At 54.8% G+C, this 7,004-nt stretch carries 7 protein-coding genes; 1 reads left to right on the top strand and 6 read right to left on the bottom strand.

The genetic code is table 11. From position 1 onward, the window contains the following. Window positions 1–340: 340 nt before the first annotated feature. Entirely contained in the window at window positions 341–1,045 is a 705-nt protein-coding gene (locus F9C28_RS12595) for a FadR/GntR family transcriptional regulator (protein WP_199015712.1), read from the top strand. 90 nt (window positions 1,046–1,135) lie between these two features. On the opposite strand, the gene rbsR is transcribed toward F9C28_RS12595, so the two are convergent. The 6 genes from rbsR to rbsD form a co-directional block, all read right to left on the bottom strand. Then, window positions 1,136–2,119, bottom strand: a complete 984-nt coding sequence (gene rbsR, locus F9C28_RS12590) for a ribose operon transcriptional repressor RbsR (protein WP_199015716.1) — start codon at window positions 2,117–2,119, stop codon at window positions 1,136–1,138. 12 nt (window positions 2,120–2,131) lie between these two features. Next, window positions 2,132–3,061 (bottom strand): ribokinase, encoded by a 930-nt coding sequence (rbsK, locus tag F9C28_RS12585; protein WP_199015715.1) that lies wholly within the window; start codon window positions 3,059–3,061, stop codon window positions 2,132–2,134. A 73-nt stretch (window positions 3,062–3,134) separates the two neighbouring features. Then, window positions 3,135–4,022 carry a ribose ABC transporter substrate-binding protein RbsB gene (rbsB, locus tag F9C28_RS12580; protein ID WP_199015711.1) on the bottom strand — a complete coding sequence of 296 codons (888 nt, stop codon included), beginning with the start codon at window positions 4,020–4,022 and terminating at the stop codon, window positions 3,135–3,137. A gap of 28 nt (window positions 4,023–4,050) precedes the next feature. Further along, window positions 4,051–5,016 carry a ribose ABC transporter permease gene (gene rbsC, locus F9C28_RS12575; protein ID WP_199015710.1) on the bottom strand — a complete coding sequence of 322 codons (966 nt, stop codon included), beginning with the start codon at window positions 5,014–5,016 and terminating at the stop codon, window positions 4,051–4,053. Continuing rightward, entirely contained in the window at window positions 5,013–6,527 is a 1,515-nt protein-coding gene (rbsA, locus tag F9C28_RS12570; protein WP_199015714.1) for a ribose ABC transporter ATP-binding protein RbsA, read from the bottom strand. Before rbsA ends, rbsC begins: the two co-directional genes overlap by 4 nt. A 7-nt stretch (window positions 6,528–6,534) precedes the next feature. After that, a complete protein-coding gene (gene rbsD, locus F9C28_RS12565; RefSeq protein ID WP_199015709.1) occupies window positions 6,535–6,954 on the bottom strand; it encodes a D-ribose pyranase in 420 nt (139 codons plus the stop codon). Window positions 6,955–7,004 lie beyond the last annotated feature (50 nt).

Raw genomic sequence — 7,004 nt, 5'->3', positions numbered from 1 at the left:
CAGTGCGACGGCGCTGAGCGCTCTGTCGCGAGGTCCCGTATAATACGTTTTCCTCTTTCAAAGTCAACTGTTTATTTTCACGTTTCGTTACTCGTAAACGTTGTTTTCCTTTGCCTGACGGGCCGGTTTAGAAGCAGTTGTGCCGTGTCAGTGGAGGCGCATTATAGGGAGTTTCTGACGGCTGGCAACCCTTAATTTCAATTTTTTTACCAATGGGTAGTTTTTCGACCGGAATAGACAAAAATGCGGCACTTCTCGTGATCTTTGATGATTAAAACACCGGAAATCACTGACGAGTGGCATACTGAAGCACAGAGGTTAGATGGAAGGAATGACGTTAATGTCTTTATCGGCACAACAACTCGCTGCACAAAAAAACATATCCTGGGTATTAGCTGAAAAGCTGGCCCAGCGTATTCTCACCGGAGAATACGCACCGGAGAGCATTCTGCCCGGCGAAATAGAGCTCGGCGAAATTTTTGGGGTTAGCCGGACAGCGGTCCGGGAAGCGGTAAAAACGCTGACCGCAAAAGGCATGCTATTGCCGCGCCCGAGGATTGGCACCAGGGTAATGCCCCAGTCCCACTGGAACTTCCTTGATAAAGAACTGCTCGCCTGGTGGATGACAGAAGACAATTTCGGTGAGGTCGTTAGCCATTTTCTGGTTATGCGCCATACCCTGGAACCACAGGCCTGTGCCCTGGCGGCCCAATTCGGCACCCCAGAGCAAAAAACACAATTGGCTGAGATCATGCGGGAAATGGTCGAGCTACAGAAAAACTTCGATCGTCAGCGCTGGGTAGAAGTCGACATGGCGTGGCATGAACGGGTCTATGCAATGAGCCACAATCCGTTCCTGTCGTCCTTCGCCAATTTGTTCCGTTCAATTTACTTTAATTACTTCTCATCTATTACCGATAACGAAGTGATTAAACTTGGCCTTCACCAGATGGTTGTTGATGCCATCATCAGCGGTGACAGTGATGCGGCGGCGGCAGCCTGCCGGGAGTTATTAACCTCGCCGGTAAAGCGCCAGCCAGAATAGCGGCCCCCGGGTAATAAGATGGCGTATGTTCACTACGCCATCTCTCTTTCTCTTTGCGCGCAACCAGGCTATCCATTATTAGATAATCCGTTACGCAGACCCGCGCTCCACCAGCTCCGGGGTCAATTGCAGGCACTGATACTGCAGGCCAGGTTCTCCCAGCCGGTGAATCAACACATCTACCGCCAGCTCACCCAACTCGTCTTTAGGCTGATGTATCGTCGTCAGCGGGGGGGTCATAAATCTGGCCAGTTCAATATCGTCATACCCCACAATGGCCATATCCTCAGGAATACTCAGCCCCGCCTGATATAACGCGTGATAAGCCCCAACCGCCATCGCATCATTACCGATAAACACCGCCTGCGGCGGCTGCGGCAACGCCAGCAGGTCATTCATGGTGCCGAAACCGCCAGAAAACTCGTAATTCCCAGTGATAACATAGTTATCCGGCACCGCAAGCCCGTTACGCTGCATCGCATTGCGGTAGCCTTTAAGGCGCTGGAGAGAAGGCGTTTTATCCAGTGGCCCGGAAATACAGGCTATCCGCCGGTAGCCTTTATCAATCAAATACTGGGTGGCTATCTCCCCCCCCAGCAGTGAGTTGTCCTGAATAACATCACAGCCAATATCCAGCGGCGACCAGTCCATCATGACAATCGGTACGGATGAATAGCGGCGAATAATGTCCGGGGACGGAGGCTGGGTTTCGGTGCACAGCAACAGGACCCCATCCACCCGTTTTTGCAGCAGCGTCTCCAGATTGCGATCCATACGCTGCGCATCCCCTTCGGTATTACAGAGGATCAGGCTATAGCCGCGCTCGAAACAGGTGCGCTCGACACCACGCACCACTTCGGAGTAAAACGGGTTATTACTGGCGGTCAGCAACATACCGATGGTGCGGGTCTGGTTTAGCTTCAGGCTCCTGGCCAGCGCCGATGGCACATAATTAAGTACCGCAACTGCCTCTTCGACTTTCCGGCGTACCGCATCACTGACAAAACGGTCCTTATTGATAACATGGGAAACTGTCGAGGTCGACACACCCGCCATGCGGGCTACATCCTTCATGGTTGCCACTGGCTACCCCTGCTGCTGCAGAAAATCGTCAATCTCATGGCGCCACGGTACCGACGGCTGAGCGCCTTTACGCGTTACCGCAATCGCGGCGGCGGCGTGCGCAAAACGAATCGCCTCCGTTAACGGGCGGCCTTCCAGCAGGGCAGTGACCATCGCCCCATTAAACGTATCCCCCGCCGCAATAGTATCCACCGCGTTGACGCGGAACCCAGGCACCCGCGTGCCGCGGCCCTGCTCGCTCAACCACACCCCTTTGCTGCCCAGGGTGATAATTACCGTAGCGATGCCTTTATTATGCAAAACCTCGGCGGCCTGCGCAGCGCTGTCATCATCGGTAACCGGTACCCCGGTCAGGATTTCTGCTTCGGTTTCATTCGGGGTGATAATATCCACCAGCCCCAGCAACTCATCAGATAACGCACACGCTGGCGCCGGATTGAGGATCACCCGGGTGTGGTGCTGGCGGGCAATGTTTGCCGCAGCCAGTACGCAAGCCAGCGGTGACTCCAGCTGCATCAGTAGCGCTTCAGCCCCGGCAATCAGCCCCTGGTGTTGTGCGACCAGCGCCTCCGTCAGCGCCATATTGGCCCCGCCGTGGATACCAATCACGTTTTCACCGTCATTATTCACGAAGATCAGCGCCACACCGGTGGATTCCCCGGCAACGGTGCTCACCGGCGTGATATCAATATTGTCTTTGGATAACTGCTGGCAGACCTGGCGGCCAGTATCGTCGTTCCCGACACAGGCAATAAAGGCAATCTTCGCCCCGCTGCGCCCGGCAGCCACCGCCTGATTGGCCCCTTTACCGCCGAAGGCAACCTGGTAGTGGCTCCCTTTCACGGTCTCGCCCGGGGTGGGGAAATGATCAAGGTTGAGTATATGGTCGGCATTAATACTGCCCAAAACAACGAGCTGACCTGAAGTTTTCATCATTCCGTTATCCAGTCAAAATGCGCCACCAGACGGTGGCGCGGAGCCATGCTTTTCTTTATTAGCGTCGGTTTTATTGGGTAACCAGTTTCAGTTCTACCGGAATGCTGGTCGGGACTTTTTCACCTTTCAGCACTTTATCGGCAGTCTGCACGCCAATCACACCAATCTGTTCTGGCTGCTGCGCCACAGTAGCGCCCAGCTTACCCCCCTCAACGGCTTTAACCCCGTCAGCGGTACCGTCAAAGCCCACCACCAGCACATCTTTCTTACCGGCGGTTTGTAACGCGCGCAGTGCGCCCAGGGCCATCTCATCGTTCTGGGCAAAAACAGCTTTCACGTTCGGGTGCGCAGTCAGCAGGTTCTGCATGACGTTCAGCCCCTTGGTGCGGTCGAAATCGGCCGGCTGGCTGGCCAGTACCTGTAATTTATGGGCGGCAACCGCCTGTTTAAAACCGTCGCCACGCTCACGGGCGGCAGACGTCCCGGCAATACCGGACAATTCGATGACGCTGGCACCGTCGCCGGCTTTTTTGGCAATAAAGTCACCGGCCATTTTGCCGCCCGCCACATTATCAGACGCCACGTGGCTTATCACCGTCCCCTGAGAAGCCATACGGTCGAGGGTGATAACCGGGATTTTTGCCTGGTTTGCCATCTTCACGGCATTGCCCACCGCATCGGAATCCGTCGGGTTAATCAGCATCAGTTTGGTGCCGCGCACCGTCAGATCCTGTACGTTCGCCAGCTCTTTGGCAGGGTTATTTTGCGAGTCCAGCACCACCAGGTTGTAGCCCAGTTTGGTGGCTTCTTTCTGGGCGCCGTCTTTCAGGGAGACAAAGAACGGATTATTAAGTGTGGAGACCACCAGCGCGATAGTGTCTTTTGCCATCGCATTGGCACTCACTGTGGCACTCAGAGCAACGACAGAAACCAGCGTAGCCAGCTTTTTCATATTCATAATTCAGATGTCCTGTAGGGTTGATGCATCACTGTTTTTTGTTATCTACCAGTACCGCAAGCAAGATCACCACCGCTTTGACGATCATCTGGTAATAGGAAGAAACACCTAATAAATTCAGACCATTATTCAGAAAGCCAAGGATTAATGCGCCGATCAGGGTCCCAACAATACGTCCTTTACCTCCGGCCAGGCTGGTGCCGCCCAACACAACCGCGGCGATAGCGTCCAGCTCATAGCCGGTACCGGCAGTGGGCTGGGCAGAGGACAGCCGCGCCACTTCAATCACCCCGGCCAGGGCTGATAACAACCCACACAGGGAATAGACAATGATTTTGACGCGGTTAACGTTAATCCCGGAAAGCCGGGTCGCGGCTTCATTTCCCCCGAGGGCATAAATATAGCGGCCCAGGCGCGTATGGTGCAGCATGTACCATGCGGCGAGGAAGACGATAGCCATCAGCCAGACCGGGGTCGGGATCCCCAGCGGGCGGCCAATACCGAACCAGCCAAACAAATCGGCATTGTCAGAGAACCCGGTATTGATAGGGCTTCCGTTGGTATAGACCATGGTGATACCGCGCAGCAGCAGCATCATCACCAGAGTGGCGATAAATGCCTGCACTTTGCCTTTCGCGACAATAATCCCGGTTACCCCGCCAACCGCAGCCCCCACGGCCAGAGCGGCGGCTACCGCCACCAGGGCATTCACTTCAATGCCGACAACAGACGCCGCGACCGCGCCGCTTAATGCCAGCAGCGACCCTACCGACAAATCAATGCCGGAGGTCAGGATAACTAGCGTCATTCCCACTGCCATAATGGCGTTGACGGAGGTCTGTTGCAGGATATTGAACAGGTTATTAATAGTGAAAAAGTTCGGGCTCATGGTTGAGACCACCGCGATCAGCACCAGCAGGGCTATCAGTGATTTTTGATCCATCAGCCAGGCTTTAGTGAACCAGCGGCGGCTGGTGACAGTCTGGGTACTCATACTTGTTGCTCCTGATTCTCGCGGTTTAGCTTACCGACGGCGGCGGCCATCAATATTTCCTGAGTGGCCTGCTCACGCGTGAACTCACCCCCAAGTCGCCCTTCATGCATCACGATGATCCGGTCACTCATGCCGAGCACTTCCGGCATTTCACTGGACACCAGAATGATACTCAGGCCATCGGCTTTGAACTGGTTGATTAACTGATAGATCTCTTTTTTCGCCCCGACATCCACACCGCGGGTCGGCTCATCGAGGATCAGCACTTTCGGGCGGGTCATTAAGCCCCGGGCAATGGCCACTTTCTGCTGGTTACCGCCAGACAGCAAACCAATGGTCTGCTCCATGGACGGGGTTTTAACATTAAACAACCGGATATAGTCCTGTACGGCTTGTTGCTCGTCCCCGTGTTTCAGGCCCCCACCGGCACGACAGAAATAGCGCAGCGCCGTCAGCGACATATTCTCTTTTACCGACATCCCCAGCACTAACCCATCGCGCTTACGGTCTTCAGAGATATACACAATGCCGTTCGCCAGGCCATCCTGCGGGGTGCGGGTAACCACTTCACGGCCATCCAGCGCCACATAACCACCGGTGCGCGGCAGTGCCCCATACAGCACTTTCATCAGTTCAGTACGTCCGGCGCCCATCAGCCCGGAAACCCCGAGGATTTCACCCGCGTGCAGCGTAAAACTGACATCATTAACGCCGGGGCCGGACAAATGATCCACCCGCAGGCGAATGGCCCCGGGCGGGTGTTCGATATGCGGATATTGATCTTCGAGTTTACGGCCAACCATCATCTCGATTAGGCTGTCCTCCGTCAGGCTGGCGACTTCACGCTCGGCAATAAACTGCCCGTCGCGGAACACCGTGACATCATCGCAAATCTCGAAAATTTCTTTCATTCGGTGGGAGATATAAACAATACCGCGTCCCTGCGCTTTTAACTCACGGATCACCCGAAACAGTGACTCGGTTTCGGTATCGGTCAGGGCATCGGTCGGTTCATCCATAATGATGACTTTCGACTCAAAGCTCAGCACCTTCGCGATTTCAACCATTTGCTGATCGCCGATGGACAGATCGCCGACCAGTACCTGGCTGTTAAACCGTAAGTTGAGTTTGGCCAGCAATCTATCGGCTTCGGCATACATCTTTTTCCAGTCGATGCGCCCTAAGCGGCTGACAAATTCACGCCCTAAAAAAATATTTTCCGCCACCGTCAACTGCGGGATCAGGTTAAGCTCCTGGTGGATAATCCCAATCCCGGCCTCCTGAGAGGCTTTCGGCCCGTTGAAGGTGGTCTCTTTCCCCAGCCATAACAGCTCACCGGCATCACGGGTGTAGATACCGGTCAGCACTTTCATCATGGTGGACTTACCGGCACCGTTTTCCCCCACCAGCGCCATCACTCGCCCGGGGTAAACATTCAACGCAGCGCCAGAGAGGGCCTTGACCCCCGGGAACGATTTATCGATCCCTTTTAGTTGTAATAGTGCGTCCATAGCCATCTCAGAACGTCACGCCAGCACACAGAATGATGTTCGCATACGGGGAGCATTCTCCGCTGCGGATCACCGCCCGGCTGGTGGCCGTCTGCTGCTTAAACTGCTCGTGGGAAAGATAGTGAAGCGTGATGGTGTTGCCCTGGTGTTGTTGCAGCTGCTCAATACGGTTGAGCAATTCCGCGTGGAGTTGCGGATTCATATGCTGAATTTCACTGGCGAGGATGGCGGACTCCACCTGCATTTCACTGGTAACGACATCGAACACCGCCAGAAACGACGGCACGCCGTGGGTCAGTGCCATATCAATCCGCTGGGTAGTGTCGGGTACCGGTAATCCGGCATCACCAATCGTTACCGTATCCGTATGCCCCAGACGAGCGATAACGCCAGAAATCCCGGCGTTGAGTACAGTGCCTTTCTTCATATGATCAACTCACTCCGCTAGCGAAACGTTTCGCTGGCGTAAGTGTAGAA

It is taken from the genome of Shimwellia pseudoproteus (assembly GCF_016415625.1).
In the GTDB taxonomy this organism is placed as follows: domain Bacteria; phylum Pseudomonadota; class Gammaproteobacteria; order Enterobacterales; family Enterobacteriaceae; genus Shimwellia; species Shimwellia pseudoproteus.
Note: the sequence above shows the minus strand (reverse complement) of the source record. Positions and strands in the feature narration are given on the sequence as shown.

Coding starts and splice junctions, on each gene's coding strand:
- rbsR (WP_199015716.1), bottom strand. CDS start 2,119: ATGAAGGATGTAGCCCGCATGGCGGGTGTGTCGACCTCGACAGTTTCC.
- F9C28_RS12595 (WP_199015712.1), top strand. CDS start 341: ATGTCTTTATCGGCACAACAACTCGCTGCACAAAAAAACATATCCTGG.
- rbsC (WP_199015710.1), bottom strand. CDS start 5,016: ATGAGTACCCAGACTGTCACCAGCCGCCGCTGGTTCACTAAAGCCTGG.
- rbsA (WP_199015714.1), bottom strand. CDS start 6,527: ATGGACGCACTATTACAACTAAAAGGGATCGATAAATCGTTCCCGGGG.
- rbsD (WP_199015709.1), bottom strand. CDS start 6,954: ATGAAGAAAGGCACTGTACTCAACGCCGGGATTTCTGGCGTTATCGCT.
- rbsK (WP_199015715.1), bottom strand. CDS start 3,061: ATGAAAACTTCAGGTCAGCTCGTTGTTTTGGGCAGTATTAATGCCGAC.
- rbsB (WP_199015711.1), bottom strand. CDS start 4,022: ATGAATATGAAAAAGCTGGCTACGCTGGTTTCTGTCGTTGCTCTGAGT.